Origin of the sequence: Myxococcus sp. CA023 (genome assembly GCF_010998615.1) — a bacterium.
GTDB lineage: Bacteria > Myxococcota > Myxococcia > Myxococcales > Myxococcaceae > Myxococcus.
The window spans coordinates 1-17,330 of record NZ_JAAEAH010000106.1; the positions used below are offsets into that span (position 1 = coordinate 1).

Genomic DNA, 17,330 nt, shown 5'->3' on the forward strand with positions numbered 1-17,330 from the left:
CCATCTGTCTCAGCGCAGCCACCCCAGCACACCCGCGAGGTCCTGGTCGATGACGCGCGCCCACCCAGGCTGCCGGGGCACCACCGCCGCCAGCACCTTCTCCCCGTTGCGCACGGGCGCCCGCCCCGGCCGGACCCGCGCGCGGACCGCGTGTTTCACATCCTGCCGGAAATAGTGGGCCGGAAAGGACACCTCGCCCCGGGCCTCCGGCAGGGGCCCGTCCGGCGTCAGCCACACCAGCGCGCCCAGCCGCAGCGGCTCCACCTCTGAGCGCCACAGCCGCCGCATCTCCCACGCGAAGTACCCCACGGCCACCAGCACGCCCAGGCCGATGCCCCAGGGAAGCAGCCCCACGCGCATCGCCCGGGAGCGGGCGAAGCTGGCCTCGCGCGGCCGGTCCGGCATGGCGGGGTCCACCAGCAGCGTCACCCGAGCGCCCCGCCCCAGGCCCTCGGCGTACTCCGCGAAGGTCCGGATACCGGACACGGAGTGCTCCGCCTCCGCGAAGGTGTAGAGCACTTCCAGTGCGGCTTCCGCGCCATCCCGGGCGTCCAGGGGTGGAAGGCGGGAGGCCACCACCACCCCCTCCACTTCCTCCGCCCGTGCGGCGAAGCCCTGCTCTTCGACGAAGTAGCGTCCAGCCCAGCCGGCGCCGGTGCCCAGGAACGCCACGGCCACCAGTCCCAGGAGGACGCCTCGCACCACGCGCCCCACGGCGCCGGGCACCTGCGTCAGTCGGACCTTTCGGGGGGCATGCGGAATGGCCAGCTGCATATGGACGCGCAGCCTACCCCAAGCGCGGCGGACGGACGCACACGCCGCCTCACGGCGATTGCGGCAGCCGCACCCAGACGCCCCGGAAGCGCTTGCGCGACGCGTCCTTCAGCCGCTTGCACTCGACGCCGTCCACGGGCGCGGTGCCGTCATCGCTGAGCAGGAGGATCTCCTCGGAGTCCTCGGGTGTGAAGAAGGCCTCCGGGTTCAGGCCCGCCAGGTCCACCGACTCGACGGCGACCGGGGCCTCCTCACCGCCGCGCCAGGTGAACAGTCGCGAGGTGCCCTCTCCCGCCGTCCCACCGCTGATGATGACGTATCGGCCACGCCACCAGGACAGCGAACGGATGCCCAAGCCGCCCAGGTCCAGTTGCACGGGCTCGCCCAGTTGGGCCCGAGCGCCGTCCGCTTCGACCAGCGACACCGGATTGAGCACCGGCACCAACAGGGCCTTGCCGCCGGGCACAGGGCTGCGGAAGCCCACCAGGATGGAGCGCCCATCCGGCATGGCCGTCATGCCTTCGATGTTCAGCCCACCGGGTGCTTTGGGGGCCTTGGCCTCCGCCCCGTCCAGCCCGAAGCGCGCCAGCTGCGGCGCCGCGAGCATGTCATCCAGGAGATGCGTGTACGGCCGCCCCACCAGCCGGGGCCCCGCGTCCGTCTCCTCGGTGGCGAAGAAGCGCAGCCGGCTGGGCGCCTTCTCCCCGGAGCTGTTGCGGCCGTGGGACGTCAGCCAGAAGGACAGCGCCCCCAGCCCGGTGGCGGCCTCGATGTCCGCCTCCGGGGGCTTCTTCTTCGCCGCCGGGAGCTCCAGGTCCGGGGACAGGTCCACGCTCTGCACCGGCGCCCCACCCCGGCGCGCGTCATAGACGCGGAGGATGTTGTCCTCGTCGTCGCCCACGACGAACAGGCCACCCCCGAGCGCCGCCGCGCCAGAGGCGTCACACATCCCCTCGAAGACGAGCACCTCGCGGCCCGCCACGGAGGCGGCGGCCACGGCGTCTGGCCGCTCCCCCACGCCGTGCGCCGCGCACCCACAGACCAGGACTCCCATGCAGACAGGCAGCAGCCTCATGGCCCCACTCTTGGTCACTCCCCGGCCATGCGGGGAGTGGCGTGGCGCCGACTGTGCGCTGTGCGACACCGGGACTGTGGGGCCGGCACGAAACCCCGTGCCGACCCCGGAGGTGGTGACCTGCGCACCAGTCAGGAACCTGCTCGCACCGTGCGCGTCATGGCCCAATGTGTTGCCAGCACCGTCCTGAGCCTTCACTTCTTGGGAGGGTTGTTTCCGCGACCTCCGCCAGAGGGGTTCCCCGTCGTGCTCGGAGCATTGGCCGGCCTGCCATTACCGCCGCCGCCTCCTCCTCCGCCGCCCTTGCCCGAACCTCCGCCCCCCTGCCCTCCACCATTGCCCTTGCCACCACCGGAACCCTGACCGCCGCTTCCGTTGCCCTTGCCCATCATGCCTCCTTGGTGAGGAAACACGCAGACGAGACACCATCCCCTGGCATTGAGGAAAGGTCCCGCCCGCCCCGACGTGCAATTGCAGACATCGGGCGCGCTAGTTCAGGCGGAGCCTGCCCTGCACGGCGCGCGCGTGATGCGAGGCGAAGTGGCGACCGTCGCCCCGGGCCCGTGAGCGCGACCTGACAGATGTGGACGTTCTGCGCCGGGAACACGTGACGCAACCGAAAGGAGGGGCTGAGATGCTCCGCCCTGCCGATGAGCCCCCGTGAAGAAGGAGCACCCATGAAGAGTGAGCGCCAGAAGATGCTGGATGGGGAGCTTTACGACCCGTTTGACGCGGAACTGGTGGCGGCCCGCATTCGCGCGCGGGACCTCTGCCAATCGCTCAATGCCACCCGCGAGGGCGAGCAGGAGGAGCGGCGGCGCATCCTCCAAGCGCTGGTTGGCGCAGGCGGCGAAACGGTGTGGCTGCAGCCTCCGTTCTTCTGCGACTACGGCTCGAACATCGAGCTGGGCGAGCGCGTGTTCTTCAACTTCAACTGCATCGTGCTGGACGTGTGCCGGGTGAGCATCGGCGACTACACACTGTTCGGGCCTGGGGTGCAGATCTACACGCCCATGCACCCGTTCAACGCGGAGCTGCGGCGGAAGGAGGAGTTCGGCAAGCCCGTCACCATCGGTTCAGACGTCTGGGTGGGAGGCGGGGTGATCATCCTGCCGGGCGTTCGAATCGGCTCGCGCGCGGTCATTGGTGCCGGCAGCGTCGTGACGAGGGACGTTCCTGACGGCGTGTTCGCCGCCGGGAACCCCTGCCGTGTCATCCGCGAGATCACGGAGTAGCCGTCACGCCCGGCGACACTCCGCGACGCTCGGGGCGAGATGAGCGCCGTTCCCATCCCGGCGGGGCCTGCTTTCGCCCGGAAAGCCCCTCGCTTACTGGCTGGAGAATGAGCCTCTGGGTTCTCGTCGTGGCGATTTTCATTGGACTGCTGGCCGCCGTGCCGCCGTGGTGGTTCGCACGCCAGCGCCCCGGCTACAGCCACCTGCGGAACACCATCAGCGAGCTGGGGGAGACCGGTGCCCCCGATGCGACCCGAGTGGCCTGGCTCGCCTTCGCGCCCCTGGGGCTCGCGGTCTGGGTGTTCGTGGCGGTGCTCAAAGGGCAACTGCAGGAGGACGCCCAAACGGGCCTCGTGTTGCTTTCCTTCCTGGGCGCAAGCTACGTCGGAGCCGCGGTGTTTCCATGTGACGCCGGGGCGCCATTCTGGGGGACCTGGCGGAACCAGATTCACAACCTCGTCGCCGCCATCGGCTACTTCGGCGCGGGCGCTGGGTTGATCGAGCTTGGGCGCGCCCTCGAGGACACGGCGATGATGTCCGGCCTTGCGATGCTCACTGCCGCGCTGGGCAAGGGAGTCCTCGCGGGAATCTTCGTGCTGTCCTTCGAATCGCCCGTGCGAGGACTCGTTCAGCGCCTCATCGAGGCGACGGTTTTCGGCTGGATGGTCCTGGTGGGCGTGTGGCTGGTGGTGGGCTCCTGAGCCACTCCGCTGTCCCCCGGATACTCGCACTCTTCCACTGCGGAACCAACACCTCCCGCATGTGGAACATGCGGGAGGTGCCGCGCTGAATCGAACGCCCGAACGCCGATCAGTGGCTGCTGCCGGTGGGCCGTCCGTTGAGGTACGTCTGGAGCACCTGAATCTGGCTGATCTTCGTCGGGTCGCCCCCGTTGGCCGGGTCGAAATCGAGCGGGTTGGCGCTCAGCACGACGAAGTCCGCCACCTTGCCTTGCTCGATGCTGCCAATCAGCTTGTCGAGCTCGTGGTGACGGGCCGGCACGATGGTGATCGCGCGCAGCGCCTCCTCGACGGTCGCTGCGTGCTTGGCGCCCAGCACGTATTCCTTCGAGAAGTCCGGATAGGACCAGGTGCGCCGCGTGACGGCCTGCTCCACGAACCAGAGCGGACGCGTCGGCGTCACCATCGAATCGCTGTGGAACGAGAACGGAATCTTGTTCTCACGGTCATAGGCGATCGGATCGATCTCGCTCGCGGCCTCGTGCCCCAGCATTCCCACGAAGGCATCACCCCAATACGCCACGTGCCCAATGAGGTGCGTCACCTGGACGTCGAGCGTCGGTACCGGCTTCCTATCCATCACACCCGCACCATTGCGCAGGTCACCGATGCGCTTGGAAGTCTCGGGCCGGCCCACCGTGTTGTGGATGAGGAGGACGGGGCGCGTGTTCGTCTTAGACTGCTGGAGCCGAGACAGCGCATCGAGCGCCCAGTTGTTCGCCCCATTGCCGTTGGCGTGGAGCTGGAACCGCCAATCGCCCTGGGCCCAGAGCTCGCTCAGATCCTCGGCGAGCGCCTGCACGTTGTCGTAGTCGGCCCGGCCCTCGCCATCGCCCGAACAGTGCCCGCCGGCCACGTAGCGGTAGGGCGCCTCGAGCTTCGCGGTGCAACCTTGCGTCGAGCCGTCGACCCAGACCTTGATGCCACCGGCGCCCAGCCACTTCGGCAGCGCGCAGTCATTCCCTGCCTTCGGCTCACAGGCAGGAGCCGTCGGCTGCAGCTTCGCTGTCTTCGCGGCATCCGCGACCACGACGCCCGTGATTCGGAAGGGAAACCGGGGCAGCTCGGTGAACCGCTTCACCGCGTTGATCTGCGCCACCGATTGGAGGCCGCCGTCCGCGATGGTGGTGACGCCCGCGTCGCGCAGCCCGCGGATGACGCGCTCGACGTCCGCGCCCCCCGTCTCCGCGAACTTGACCGGATCGGAGAACACCTGCGCCGCGGGCAGGTTCTTCTGCAACGCCGTCAGGAACGGCCCGAACGCGGAAGGCTCCTGAAGCAGGCCCACGAAGTTCTTCGCCGAATCCGTGACCCAGTCGCCACCGCCACTCTTGACGGAACCGGGGATCGTACAGTTGTTGGCGTTGGCGTTCTGAACGCCACAGACGACATCGAAGGCCTTCTGGTTCACGTAGCCCAGGTGTCCCGACTGATCCAGGATGATCACCGGACGGTCCTTGCTCACGCACGCCTCGATGTAGAACTTCGGCTGCGCCGTGAAGGGCGAAGGCCCGCCCACCCCGCACCCCTTCGTGTTGTCGAACACCTGCCTCGACGGGTCCAGGTTCATCCCCAGGACGAAGGCGTTGCCTCCGACGGCACTCGTGTCCTCCAGCGTCATCGAGGAGAGCGCGCCCAGCACTTCGCTGCGGGCCTTGCAGTCCACGGACGGATCCACCCTGTAGGGAGGAGGCAGGCAGGGCGCCAGGTCGTGGGTGCCCAGCGTGCTCTGAAGGAGCGTGGGCAGGAAATGCAGGTGCGGATCGAAGAAGCCCGGCATCAAGACCTGCCCGGGCGCGAGCTGGACGATTTGCACTGAGGTGTCCAGGCCCTTCTGCACCTCGTCCGCGGTGCCAACCTTCAGGATCTGGCCTCGCTCATCCACCAGCACAGCGCCAGCGACCGTCCCGTTGTCGTCCAGGGTGAGCACCTTCCCGAGGAACAGGGTGGCGCCAGACTTTGCGGGACCACGCTCGATGGGCGCCGCGCAGGACGACAGGAGGGCGAGTGCAGCCACGAGCTTGGAGCCACGGGGGAATGCACGGGGAGGACATGAGACATCTCGACGCAGAGGTCCAGACATAAGACTCCTTCCAAATGAGGTGAGACACCCTACACAGAAATTCAATCCAATCCACACACTCCAAAGAGGCAAAGACAGACGCGTCAACACATCGTCCGACGCGTCAACAGAGCTCACTGACACGTCAGACGTGGCCTGTCCCCAGGGAGCATCAGCCGTGAGGCTGAGAACTGACACGTCAGACTGTCCGTTGACACGTCAGCGCCGGTCCGCCGCGTCAGCGCGAGTCGCGCCCTGCAACCGTCCGGTCCGCCATTGGGTGATACACGCTAGTAGACGCGAGCATCGAGTCCCTTCCGTGAGCCCCATCCACCCCACCCGAGCCGTATCAACGGTCTCCGATTCGGGAGGTGACGGTGCCCTCGGAACACGATCTGATACGCGGGTGCGGCGAGGCCCTGCGCCCGAGCGAGGGCCTCACCGAGGAACAGCACAGGCGTCCCAGGCGGGCGCGCCCTACTCCAGCTCGCGTTGGAGCTTCGCCAGCAGGTTGAGCGCGTCCAGGGGCGTCAACCGGTCGATGGTCGCCCCCTTCAGCGCATCCAGCGCCTTCTGCTGCGCGGGCGTCACCCCAGTGCCGCCCTGCGCCGGCTCCATGCCAAACAGGCCCAGCTGCCCGGACGAGGAGGCCCCACGGCGTCCCCCCTGCGGCTGCCGCACGGCCACCCGGGGCCGGCCCGCGTCATCCAGCTCCCCGGACTCCAGGTTCTGGAGCAACTCACGCGCGCGCCCCACGACCTCCGGAGGCAGGCCCGCCAGCTTCGCCACCTCGATGCCATAGGAGCGGCTGGCCCCACCCGGCACCAGCTTGCGCAGGAAGATGACCTTGCCGTTCTGCTCCTTCACGGCGATGCACAGGTTCTTCACCCGAGGCCGCTCGCGGGCCAGGTCCACCAGCTCGTGGTAGTGCGTGGCGAACAACGCGCGCGCCCCCACCGTGTCGTGCAGGTGCTCCGCCACCGCCCAGGCGATGGAGAGCCCGTCGAAGGTGGACGTGCCACGGCCAATCTCATCCAGGATGATGAGGCTCTTGTTCGTGGCGTGATGGAGGATGTGGCTGGTCTCCGTCATTTCCACCATGAAGGTGGACTGACCGCGCGCCAGGTTGTCCGCCGCGCCCACGCGAGTGAAGATGCGATCGCACAGGCCGATTCGCGCCGCCTTCGCCGGAACGAACGAGCCCGCCTGCGCCATCAGCGCCGTCAGCGCCACCTGCCGCATCACCGTGCTCTTGCCGGCCATGTTCGGACCGGTAATCACCATCAACTGCGCGTCCTCCGCCGGGTCCAGGCGGACGTCGTTGGGAACGAACGAATCCCCCGCCCCCAGCATGCGCTCCACCACCGGGTGCCGCCCCGCGGTGATGCTGAGCGCCACGGACGCGTCCACCTCCGGCCGCGTGTAGCCGTACTCCGCCGCGCACCGTGCGAAGGACAGCAGCGCGTCCCCGGTGGCCACCGCCTCCGCGGCGGACCGGATGCGCGGCGCCGCCGACACCACCTGCGCGCGCAGCTCCTCGAAGAGCTGAATCTCCAGCGCGCACCGCCGCTCCTCGGCGGTGAGTACCTGCTCCTCGTACTCCTTCAGCTCCGGGGTGACGAAGCGCTCGGAGTTCACCGTGGTCTGCTTGCGGATGTAATCCTTGGGCACCCGGTCGAGGTTCGACTTCGTCACCTCCAGGTAGTAGCCGAAGACCTTGTTGTAGCGGACCTTCAGCGAGGAGATGCCGGTGCGCTCCTTCTCCCGCTGCTCGATCTGGAGCAGCAGGTCCTTTCCGGACGTGGACAGCGCCACCAGCTTGTCCAGCTCCGCGTTGAAGCCGGCGCGAATCATGCCGCCGTCCTTCAACGTCACCGGCGGCTCTTCCGCCACGGCGCGCGACAGAAGCTCCGCCAGCTCCGGCAGCGCGGACAGGGGCCCCGTCAGCGACTTGAGCAGCGAGGACTCACACCGCGTCAGCACCGCCACCACCCGGGGAAGCTGCGCCAGCGACAAGCCCAGCGCGCGCAAGTCCCGAGCATTGCCCGCGCCCAGCGACAGCCGGCCGCACAGCCGCTCCAGGTCCCCCACTTCCTTGAGGATGCTCGCCAGCTCCTCGCGCCACACGCTGCGCCCGGACAGTTCCTCCACCGCGTCCAGCCGCGCGTGGATTTCCGGCAGCGAGCCCAGCGGGGACGCCAGCCAGCGCGCCAGCTTGCGCGCGCCCAGGCTCGTCACCGTCTTGTCCAGCACGCCCAGCAGCGAGCCCTTGCGCCCGCCATCCCGCAACGAGCGCAGCACCTCCAGATTGGCCCGCGAGGACTCATCCATCAGGAGGTTGCCGCCGCGCTCCTGCCGGCTCAGCCGGTCCACGTGCGCCGCCGCCGTCTTCTGCGTGTCCTTCAGGTAGCGCAGCGCCGCGCCCGCGGCGCCCGCCGCCAGGGGCGCGTCATCCAGCCCGAAAGCGGACAGCGACTGCACCGCGAAGTGACTCCGCAGGTAGCCCGCTGCCCGAGTGGGTTCGAACGACGCGGCCTCGCCCTCCGCCACCGCCGGCGTGCGCACCAGCCGGGCGAGCAGCTGTGCCACCTCCGGCGCGTCCCGCTTCCCGTCCGGCACCAGCAGCTCACGGGGCTCCACGCGCGACAGCGACTCCGCCAGCTCCGCGATGCCCGGGGCGTCCAGGGCCATGAACTCGCCGGTGGACGCCTCCAGCAGGGCCGCGCCCCACCCCTTGTCGTTCCAGTGCACGGCGGCCAGGAAGTTGCTGGCCTGCGGCTCCAGCACCTCTTCGTCCAGCACCATGCCCGGGGTAATCACCCGCGTGACTTCCCGGCGGACGATGCCCGGCCCGTTGCCCGGCTCCTCCACCTGTTCGCAGATGGCGACCTTCAGGCCCTCCGACACGAGCCGGCCGATGTAGCGCCGCGCGGCATGATAGGGCACCCCACACATGGGCACCTTGTCCGCGCCCTTGGACCTCGCGGTGAGCGTGATCTGGAGGATCTCCGAGGCCTTTACCGCGTCCTCGAAGAACATCTCGTAGAAGTCACCCAACCGGAAGAACAGCAGCGAGTCCGGGTGGAGCGCCTTCACCTCCATGTACTGGCGCATCATGGGGGTCAGGGAGGCAATCTCCCGGGCGCCCGCACCCTCGTTCACCGGCCCCACCTCGGGCGTCATGTCCCCGGGGAGCTCCACCGCTGCGGTCCTGCCTGCCTTCGCCTGCTGCGTCACGGCCATCCCTGCCCTTCTCTCATGGCCCCACCCCTGGATCAACGAACCGGCGCCCTACCCGCCGAGTTCCCTTACCACCCACCGCCGACATTCCACCCACCCCACCGCTGAAAACGGGTGCCAGGCCCGGCAACGCGGGGCATCGTGCGCGCCGCATGGCGCAGACGCCCCCCACCTCAGAGGCCCGGCCCCGGCCTCCAGTCCCCGCGCTCTTCCGCGTGGCCCTGGCTCCCATCCAGGCCTTCTTCCGCCTGGAGGCGGCCAGCGGCATCCTGCTCGCGCTGTGCGCCGTGGCCGCCATGGCGTGGGCCAACTCGCCGTGGGCCGCCACCTACTCCACCGTGTTCGACGCCCGCATGACGGTGGGGCTGGCGGGCGTCCACGCGGGCTTCACCGTCCGCGAGTTCATCAACGACGGGCTGATGACGCTGTTCTTCTTCGTCGTCGGCATGGAAATCAAGCGCGAGCTGAGCTCGGGTGAGCTGCGCACCTTCTCCCGCGCGGTGCTGCCGCTCATCGCCGCGATGGGCGGCATGATTGTCCCTGCCGCGCTCTACGCCGCCTTCAACCAGGGGACGCCCGCGCAGGCGGGCTGGGCCATCCCCATGGCCACCGACATCGCCTTCTCCATTGGCTGCCTCACGCTGGTCAAGACGCGCGTGAGCCACGGGCTGGTCGTGTTCCTCACGGCGCTGGCCATCTTCGATGACATCGGCGGAATCCTCGTCATCGCGCTCTTCTATGGCTCGGGGCTCCACGTCAGCTGGCTCATGGGGGCCCTGGGCGTGCTCGCCGTGCTGGCGTGCCTCAACCACTTCCAGGTGCGCAACGGCGTGGCGTACGCGCTGGCGGGCGCGGCGCTCTGGTACACGATGCACCACGGCGGCATCCACGCCACGCTGTCGGGCGTGGTGCTGGGCCTGTTCATGCCCGCACGGGCCCTGCGTCCGGGCCGCCACGTGCTGGAGGAGCTGCGCCTCTACGTGGACCGGGCGCTCCAGACGGCGATGGATGAGGCGACGCGGGGCGCGCAGATTCTCTACCTCGAGGAGCGCCTGGAGGAGCTGGAGCCGCCGCTCAACCGCTTCGTCCACCTGTGGCACGTGCCCGTGGCATACGGCATCGTCCCCCTCTTCGCCCTGGCCAACTCGGGCATCTCCCTGGAGGGCATGGGCTGGGCGGACCTGCTCCGGCCGCTGCCGCTGGGCATCATCGCCGGCCTCTTCGTGGGCAAGCAGGTGGGAATCTTCCTGTTCACCTGGGGCTCGCTGAAGCTGGGCGTGGCGGATCGGCCCGGTGGTGCGACGCTGCCGCAGGTCCACGGCGTCGCGGTGGTGGCGGGCATTGGCTTCACGGTGGCCCTGTTCGTGGCGGGGCTGGCCTTCCCTACCCAGCCGGAGCTGCTCACGGAGGCCAAACTGGGCATCCTGGTGGGCTCGCTGCTTTCCGCGGTGGTGGGCTACGCACTCTTGCGCTTCGTGGCGAAGCCGGCCGTCCCGGCGTAACGTAGAGGACAGGAACGCTCGTGATTCTCCAAGACCTCAACCGCGTGCGGCAAATCACCGTCATCGCGGCGCGCCACGGCTTTGGCGAGCTGGCGGAGCGCGCGGGGCTGTGGCGCATCCTCGGCCGCAAGGAGAAGGTGGAAGTCTCTCCGGAGGCCCAGCGCGCCTCCACCGCGCGGCGCTTCCGAATGCTGCTCAACGACCTGGGCCCTACCTTCGTCAAGCTGGGACAGGTGCTGTCCACCCGCGCCGACCTGCTGCCCGCCGAGTACATCGACGAGCTGGCCATGCTCCAGGACCACGTGGAGCCCATCTCCCTGGAGGATGTCCGCGCGCAGATTGAAGGTTCGCTCGGCGCCAGCGTGGAGAGCCTCTTCGCCACCATCGACCCGGCGCCGCTGGCCGCCGCGTCCATCGCCCAGGTGCACCGCGCGATGACGCTGGAGGGCGAAGAGGTGGTGGTGAAGGTGCAGCGGCCGGGCATCGCCGAGCGCATCGACTCCGACCTGGGCGTGCTGCGCAGCCTGGCGCGCCTGCTGGAGGCCGTGGTGGAGGAGACGGGCGTGTACACGCCCACCGGTATCGTGGATGAGTTCGACCGGGCCATCCACGAGGAGTTGGACTTCATCAACGAGGCCACCAACATCCGGGCCTTCCTGGAGAACCATCGCGAGCGGCCCTACCTCAAGATTCCGCGCGTCTACTCCGGCCTGTCCAGCCGCACGGTGCTGACCATGGAGTTCATCCGCGGCGTGAAGCTCAACCCCGCGGAGCTGAGCGAGCCCGAGCGCAAGGCCATTGCCCAGAACATCCTGGACGCCTCCTTCCGGCAGCTCTTCGAGGACGGCCTGTTCCACGGCGACCCGCACCCGGGCAACCTGCTGCTGATGGAGGACCACCGGCTGGCGCTGCTGGACTTCGGCGTGGTGGGCCGGCTGTCGCGCCCCATGCAGGAGACGCTGGTCATGCTGTGCCTGGCGGTGGCGCTCAAGGACAGCGAATCCATGGCGCGCATCCTCTACCGCGTGGGCGTTCCGGACGCGCGCGCCAACCTGGTGGGCTTCCGCAACGACATCGAGGCGCTGCTCGGCCAGCACCTGGCCACGACGCTGGGACAGGTGGACACGCGCTCGCTGCTGAGGGACTTGCTGGACCTGGCAGTGAAGTACCGCATCCGCATCCCCAAGGAGTACGCGCTGCTCAGCCGGGCCTCCGTTTCCACGGAGGGCATGCTGCGCAGCCTGTACCCGGAGATGAACATCATCGAGGTGGCGCTGCCGTACGCCAAGGAGCTGCTCGCCGGGCGCTACGATCCGATGCAGCTCCAGGGCGGACTGATGCGCACGCTGCTGCGCTTCCAGGCCATGGCGCAGGACCTGCCCACGCAGCTGTCGCAGATCCTGCTGGACATGGAGTCCGGCAAGTTCACCGTCACGGTGCGAGCGGACCAGTTCGACAAGCTGAATGAGAACCTGCGCAGCGCGGCGGTGATTGCCTTCATGGGCCTGTGCGCGTGTGGCTTCATCGTGGGCGCGTTCATCTCCTTCGCGCCCAAGCCGTGGATGTACGGCAACGTGCCGGTGCTCGGCGTGGTGGGCATCGCGGTGGCGGCGGCCTTCTTCGGCGCGGCCATCACCTGGTACATCTTCGGCGGCCGAGGCCTGGGCAAGGTGCGCTTGAGCCGCTTCCTCAAGAAGCCCAAGCGCAAGTAGTCCGCTGCCTCTACACGGGCCGGCGCCACAGGTCGGCGAGGTCCGCCGGGAGCTGCGAGGCCACGGCCGCCACCTCGTCGTCTGGAATCCGGTCCCGGATGGCGGTGAACACCACCGTCAGGACGCGCAGCGCCTGGTCCACGGGGATGCGCAGGTGGTCCGCCACGTCGGTGATGAACTCCGCGCGGCCCATGCGCTTCGCGTGGGACGGGCCTCGGTGGATGTTGCACGTCCCGAGGATGGTGCCAATGCCGCCCTTCCCCAGTGACCAGAGCAGCTTGAGGTCCTCTCCGTCGGACAGGCGCCGCGCGAGCGTGCAGAACACCGCCTCCGCGCCCTTCCGGGCGTCCACGCCATTCACCTGGAATTCGCGGCTGTTCCCAAGTTCGTCCAGAAAGCCCTGGAGGTCAGCGGGCTCTTCACGCTCCTTGACCGGCGTGGCGTTGATAGGGGGTTCGGTGTGCTCCGCCATGGGGCTGCCTCCTTGCGTGCCAGTGCGGCCGTGCCGCGTGCCGTCAGCGCTTGTCATGGTGGACATGGCGCGGGCACGCCGCACCTCGGCCCGTGTCCCCAGGAGCGGGTGCCCGGCAGGGCGCCGGCTGCGGCACGAAACGAAGGAGGCGCGGCCGCCAGTCAAGCGTCCGCGATGGCCTTATCCCCCAAGCTGTCAGACGTGCCGCTCACCCATGAGCCGCCGGGCGCGGCGCATCGCCATGCTCCGGGTGCTGCGGCGGCACATGCGTCTCATCGTCCTTCTTGCCGAAGCGCGCCCCCAGCCGCTCCTTGATGCGGTCCGCCACGACATAGAAGGCGGGCACCACCAGCAGGCTGAGCACCGTGGACACGGACAATCCACCGAGCACTGCGATGGACATGGGCGCGCGCGTCTCCGAGCCCGCGCCCAGCGCCAGTGCCGCCGGCACCGCCGCCATCATGGTCGCGGTGGACGTCATGAGGATGGGCCGCAGCCGCACCGGCCCCGCGCGCAGCATGGCCTGCATTGCGTCCGCGCCGCGCTCCCGCTCTTGCAGCGCGTAGTCCACCAGGATGATGGAGTTCTTCTTCACGATGCCCATCAGCAGCAACAGGCCGATCATGCTGAAGATGTTCAGCGTGGTGCCCGTGGCGAACAGGGCAAAGGCCGCGCCCGCCACCGACAGCGGCAGAATCGTGAGCACCGTCACCGGGTGCAGGAACGAATTGAACTGCGCGCCCAGCACCATGTACGCCACGCCAATCCCGAGGAAGAGCGCGAAGAACAGGCTGCTCATCGAGTCGCGGAAGGCCACGCTGGCGCCACCCGCCACCACACGCACACCGCCAGGCAACTCCTTCGCCAGTCGCTCCACCGTCGCCAGGGCCTCTTCCTGGTTAGAGCTTGGCGCCACGTTCGCGTAGACGCTGATGGCGCGCTCACGGTCCCGCCGGGTGATGGCCTGCAGCGCGGGCCGCTCCTCCTGCGTCACCAGCGACGACAACGGCACCAGCGCGCCGCTGGCCGTCCGGACCTTCAGCGTGGACAGGTCCTCCGGCCTGGAGCGCTGGTCCGCCAGGAGCCGCATGCGCACGTCGATGCGCCGGCCGCCGGTGCTGTACTTGCCCACGCGCACGCCGCCCACCAGCGCGTTGATGGTGGTGGCCACCGACTGGATGGGCACGCCCAGGTCCGCCGCGCGGCCCCGGTCCGGGGTGATGCGCAGCTCCGGCATGCCCAGCTGGTAGTCCGTGTCCACGTCCACCACCTTGCCGCTGGCCTGGAGCTTCTCCCGCATCTCCTGGCTGGCCTCCACCAACTGCTCCCATTCCGAGCCGCGCACGCTGAACTCCACCGGGAAGCCGCGCTGCGCCGTGAAGCCGCTCTGGGACTGGTCCTGCACCACCGCGCGCAGGCCCGGGTAGCTGTTGAACTCCTTGCGGAGGATCTGCTGGAAGTCCGCCTGCGGCATGCGCTCGTCGGGCGGCTTCAAGCTGACGAACATCATGCCGGTGTTGACCGCGCCGCTGCCGAATCCGCCGACGACGGAGAAGACGCGCGTCACCTCAGGCCGGCTGCTGGCGAACTCCTCCGCGCGCAGGAACAGCCGGTTCGTCTCCTCGATGTTGCTGCCCACCGCCGTCTGCATGCGCACCAGCAGGCGGCTCTGGTCCTGGGACGGCACGAACTCACCCGGCAGCGCACGGAAGACGAAGACGCTGGAGGCCGTCAGCACCACCGCCCCGCCCAGCACCCACCACGGCCGCTTCAGGCCCCAGGCCAGGGTGCGAGCGTAGACGTGCTCCAGCTTCTCGAAGCCCCGGTCCACCCAGACGCCAATCCGGCTGCGGCCTTCACGCGACGTCTTGAGCAACTGCGCGCAGCGCGCGGGGGCCAGGGTGATGGCCTCCACGTAGGACAGCAGCACCGCCACGCACAGCGTCACGCCGAACTGGAGGAAGTACTTGCCGATGACGCCGCTCATGAAGACGACGGGCAGGAAGATGGCCACCACCGCCGCCGTCGCCGCCAGCGCGGCGAAGGTGATTTCCGCGGTGCCCTCGCGCGCGGCGCGCACCCGGTCCTTCCCCTCTTCGGAGTGCCGGTAGATGTTCTCCAGCACCATGATGGCGTCGTCCACGACGATGCCCACCGCCAGCGCCAGGCCCAGCAACGTGAAGGTGTTGAGCGTGAAGCCCAGGAAGTAGATGACCGCCACCGTCCCCAGCAGCGACATGGGGATGGCCAGCACCACGTTCATCGTGCTGGAGATCGAGCCCAGGAACACCCAGCACACGAAGGCGGTGAGGATGCACGCGAGCATCAGCTCGAACTCGATTTCGTGGACGCTCTCCTCGATGAACTGCGTCGAGTCGAAGTTGATGCCCAGTTGCATCCCCTCCGGCAGGTCCTTCTGCATCTTGTCCAGCTCGGCCCGGATGCCCTGGGCCACCGCCACGGCGTTGGCGCCGCGCTGCTTCTTGATGCCCAGGCCCTGCGCCGGCTCGCCGTTGATGCGCGCCATGCGGCGCACGTCCTCGAAGCCGTCCTCCACCAGCGCCACGTCCTTCAGGTAGACGGGGAAGCCGCCCTGCTCGCGCACGATGATGCGCCGCAGCGTCTCCAGGTCCAGCGCCTCGCCCATGACGCGGACGTTGACCTCGCGGCCCTGCGTCTCGATGCGGCCGGCGGGCAGCTCCACGTGCTCGCGCTGGAGCGCCGCGGACACGTCCGCCACCGTGAGGCCCAGCGCGTCCAGCTTCTGCGCGTCCACCCAGATGCGGACGTTGCGCTCCAGCATGCCGCCCAGTTGAACCTCGCCCACGCCCGGAATCGTCTGGAGCTTCTCCTTCACGCGGTAGCGGGCGTAGTCACTCACCACCTGCTGGCTGAAGGGCCCGGACACGCCGACCCAGAGGATGGGTTGGTCCTCCGGGTTGGACTTGGAGATGATGGGCGGATCGATGTCCAGCGGCAGCCGGCGCTGTACCTGGCTCACCTTGGTCTGCACGTCCTGGAGCGCCAGGTCCACGTTGCGCGACAGGTCCAGTTCGACGGTGATGTTGCCGCCGCCCTGGCGCGCGGTGGAGTTGATGGCCGTGACGCCCTCCACCTGCGTCACCGCTTCCTCGATGAACTCGAGGACGTCGCTCTCCACCGCTTCCGGGTTGGCGCCTTCCCACGTGACGGAGATGTTGATGGTGGGGAAGTCGACGTCCGGGAACTGGCTGATGCCAATACGCTGCGCGGCCACCAGTCCGAAGACGATGGTGGCCGCCATGATCATCCACGCCAGAACGGGCTTCTTGATGCACGCCTCGGTGATGTTCATTGCCGGGCGCCTCCGCCGCCGCTGGCGGCCTCCGACTCCAACCGGGGCTCACCCGTGAAGGTGGGCTTGGGTCCCTCCGCCACGCGCACGTTGGCCCCGTCGCGCAGGGCCTCACCGCCGCGCACCACCAGCAGCTCACCGGGCTTCACGCCGTCACGGACCTCCACGCGGCCATCCGCGGTGCGCAGGCCCAGCTCCAGCACGCGCTCACGCGCCTTGTTGCCTTCCACCACGTAGGCCAGGAAGCCGCGCTCGCTGGCGCGCACCGCCGTCTGCGGAATCACCGGACTGCCGCCGCGCGTGTCCACGGGCACCGCCACCGTGGCGAAGGCGCCCGGACGGAGCCGCTCGGCGTCCTCACCGGTGACTTCCGCCGTCACCGGCACCATGCGGCTGGCATCATCCGCGGCGGCGGCCACGTGTGTAATCTTCGCCGTGAATGAGCCACCCTCCGCGGCCCGGACGGAGAAGCGCGCCGTCATGCCGGGCTGGATGCGGGACACGTCCGCCGCCGGAACAGTGAAGCGCAGCAGCAACGGCTCGCGCCGCAGCAACGTGGCCAACACGATGCCGGGCTGCACGTACTGGCCCGTCTGCACCGTGCGCGTCTGGAGCACGCCGTCCATGGGCGCGCGCACATAGGCGTCACGCTGGTTGAGCTGCGCCTGGTCCAGCAGCGCCTTCGCCGCCGCCACGTCCGCCTCCGCCGTGCGCGCGCGGGCCTCGAAGGTCTCCAGCTGCTCGGCGGGCAGCAGACCGGGGCTGGCCTGGTTCACCGCGGTGCGGCGCTTCGCACCGGCCTCCGCCTCCACCAGCGTGGCGCGGGCTCGCGCCAGCGTGGCCTCCGCGGACCGCACGGCGATGGCGTAGCGGGCGGGCTCGATCTCCGCGAGCACCGCGCCCTTCTTCACCGACTGCCCTTCCGCGAAGAGCACCCGCTCCACGGCGCCCGGCACGCGGGCGGTGATCTGCACCCGCTCGAAGGCCTCCACGGAGCCCACCGCGTCCACCACGTACTCCACGTCCCGCGACTCCACCGGAGCCACCTCGACGGGGAACTGGATGGCTGCTCGGCCGCGACCTGCCGGCGCTGCTCCGCCTTGGGCGCTTTGCGCGTCCTTCTTGCAGCCAGCACCCAGGGCCAGCGCGGCCACGGCCAGACCCAACGTTCCTGCGCGTCGCAT

General features: G+C 69.2%; 11 protein-coding genes. 4 read left to right on the plus strand and 7 right to left on the minus strand.

Annotation, left to right across the window (positions count from 1 at the left end; genetic code table 11):
• Positions 1 to 9 precede the first annotated feature (9 nt).
• Together F8M74_RS33470 and F8M74_RS33475 are read right to left on the minus strand one after the other, a co-directional pair.
• Positions 10 to 774, minus strand: a complete 765-nt coding sequence (locus F8M74_RS33470; protein ID WP_141259156.1) for a DUF3592 domain-containing protein — start codon at positions 772 to 774, stop codon at positions 10 to 12.
• Between the two features lie 49 nt (positions 775 to 823).
• Positions 824 to 1,849 (minus strand): DUF3616 domain-containing protein, encoded by a 1,026-nt coding sequence (locus tag F8M74_RS33475; protein ID WP_228560972.1) that lies wholly within the window; start codon positions 1,847 to 1,849, stop codon positions 824 to 826.
• A 677-nt stretch (positions 1,850 to 2,526) separates the two neighbouring features.
• On the opposite strand from F8M74_RS33475, the gene F8M74_RS33480 reads away from it, so the two are divergent.
• Positions 2,527 to 3,084 (plus strand): sugar O-acetyltransferase, encoded by a 558-nt coding sequence (locus tag F8M74_RS33480; RefSeq protein ID WP_141259122.1) that lies wholly within the window; start codon positions 2,527 to 2,529, stop codon positions 3,082 to 3,084.
• Positions 3,085 to 3,191: 107 nt separating this feature from the next.
• Positions 3,192 to 3,785, plus strand: coding sequence for a DUF998 domain-containing protein (locus F8M74_RS33485; RefSeq protein ID WP_141259123.1), 594 nt, complete (start codon positions 3,192 to 3,194; stop codon positions 3,783 to 3,785).
• Positions 3,786 to 3,894: 109 nt separating this feature from the next.
• Here the strand turns inward: F8M74_RS33485 and F8M74_RS33490 are convergent, their stop codons facing one another.
• Complete coding sequence (locus F8M74_RS33490; RefSeq protein ID WP_228560757.1) at positions 3,895 to 5,841, minus strand: amidohydrolase; 1,947 nt, start codon at positions 5,839 to 5,841, stop codon at positions 3,895 to 3,897.
• 522 nt (positions 5,842 to 6,363) lie between these two features.
• Positions 6,364 to 9,069, minus strand: coding sequence for a DNA mismatch repair protein MutS (mutS, locus tag F8M74_RS33495; protein ID WP_171410256.1), 2,706 nt, complete (start codon positions 9,067 to 9,069; stop codon positions 6,364 to 6,366).
• A gap of 209 nt (positions 9,070 to 9,278) precedes the next feature.
• Between mutS and nhaA the strand changes: the two genes are divergently transcribed.
• Positions 9,279 to 10,628 (plus strand): Na+/H+ antiporter NhaA, encoded by a 1,350-nt coding sequence (nhaA, locus tag F8M74_RS33500; protein ID WP_141258060.1) that lies wholly within the window; start codon positions 9,279 to 9,281, stop codon positions 10,626 to 10,628.
• Positions 10,629 to 10,648: 20 nt separating this feature from the next.
• On the plus strand, positions 10,649 to 12,340 hold the full coding sequence (locus F8M74_RS33505) for an AarF/ABC1/UbiB kinase family protein (RefSeq protein ID WP_141258061.1): 1,692 nt from the start codon (positions 10,649 to 10,651) through the stop codon (positions 12,338 to 12,340).
• 10 nt (positions 12,341 to 12,350) lie between these two features.
• Here the strand turns inward: F8M74_RS33505 and F8M74_RS33510 are convergent, their stop codons facing one another.
• The 3 genes from F8M74_RS33510 to F8M74_RS33520 all read right to left on the minus strand — a co-directional run bounded on the left by F8M74_RS33510 (position 12,351) and on the right by F8M74_RS33520 (position 17,330).
• Positions 12,351 to 12,812 (minus strand): DUF2267 domain-containing protein, encoded by a 462-nt coding sequence (locus F8M74_RS33510; protein ID WP_141258062.1) that lies wholly within the window; start codon positions 12,810 to 12,812, stop codon positions 12,351 to 12,353.
• 208 nt (positions 12,813 to 13,020) lie between these two features.
• Complete coding sequence (locus F8M74_RS33515) at positions 13,021 to 16,146, minus strand: efflux RND transporter permease subunit (RefSeq protein WP_141258063.1); 3,126 nt, start codon at positions 16,144 to 16,146, stop codon at positions 13,021 to 13,023.
• Positions 16,143 to 17,330, minus strand: coding sequence for an efflux RND transporter periplasmic adaptor subunit (locus tag F8M74_RS33520; protein WP_141258064.1), 1,188 nt, complete (start codon positions 17,328 to 17,330; stop codon positions 16,143 to 16,145). The genes F8M74_RS33515 and F8M74_RS33520 overlap by 4 nt, the downstream gene beginning before the upstream one ends.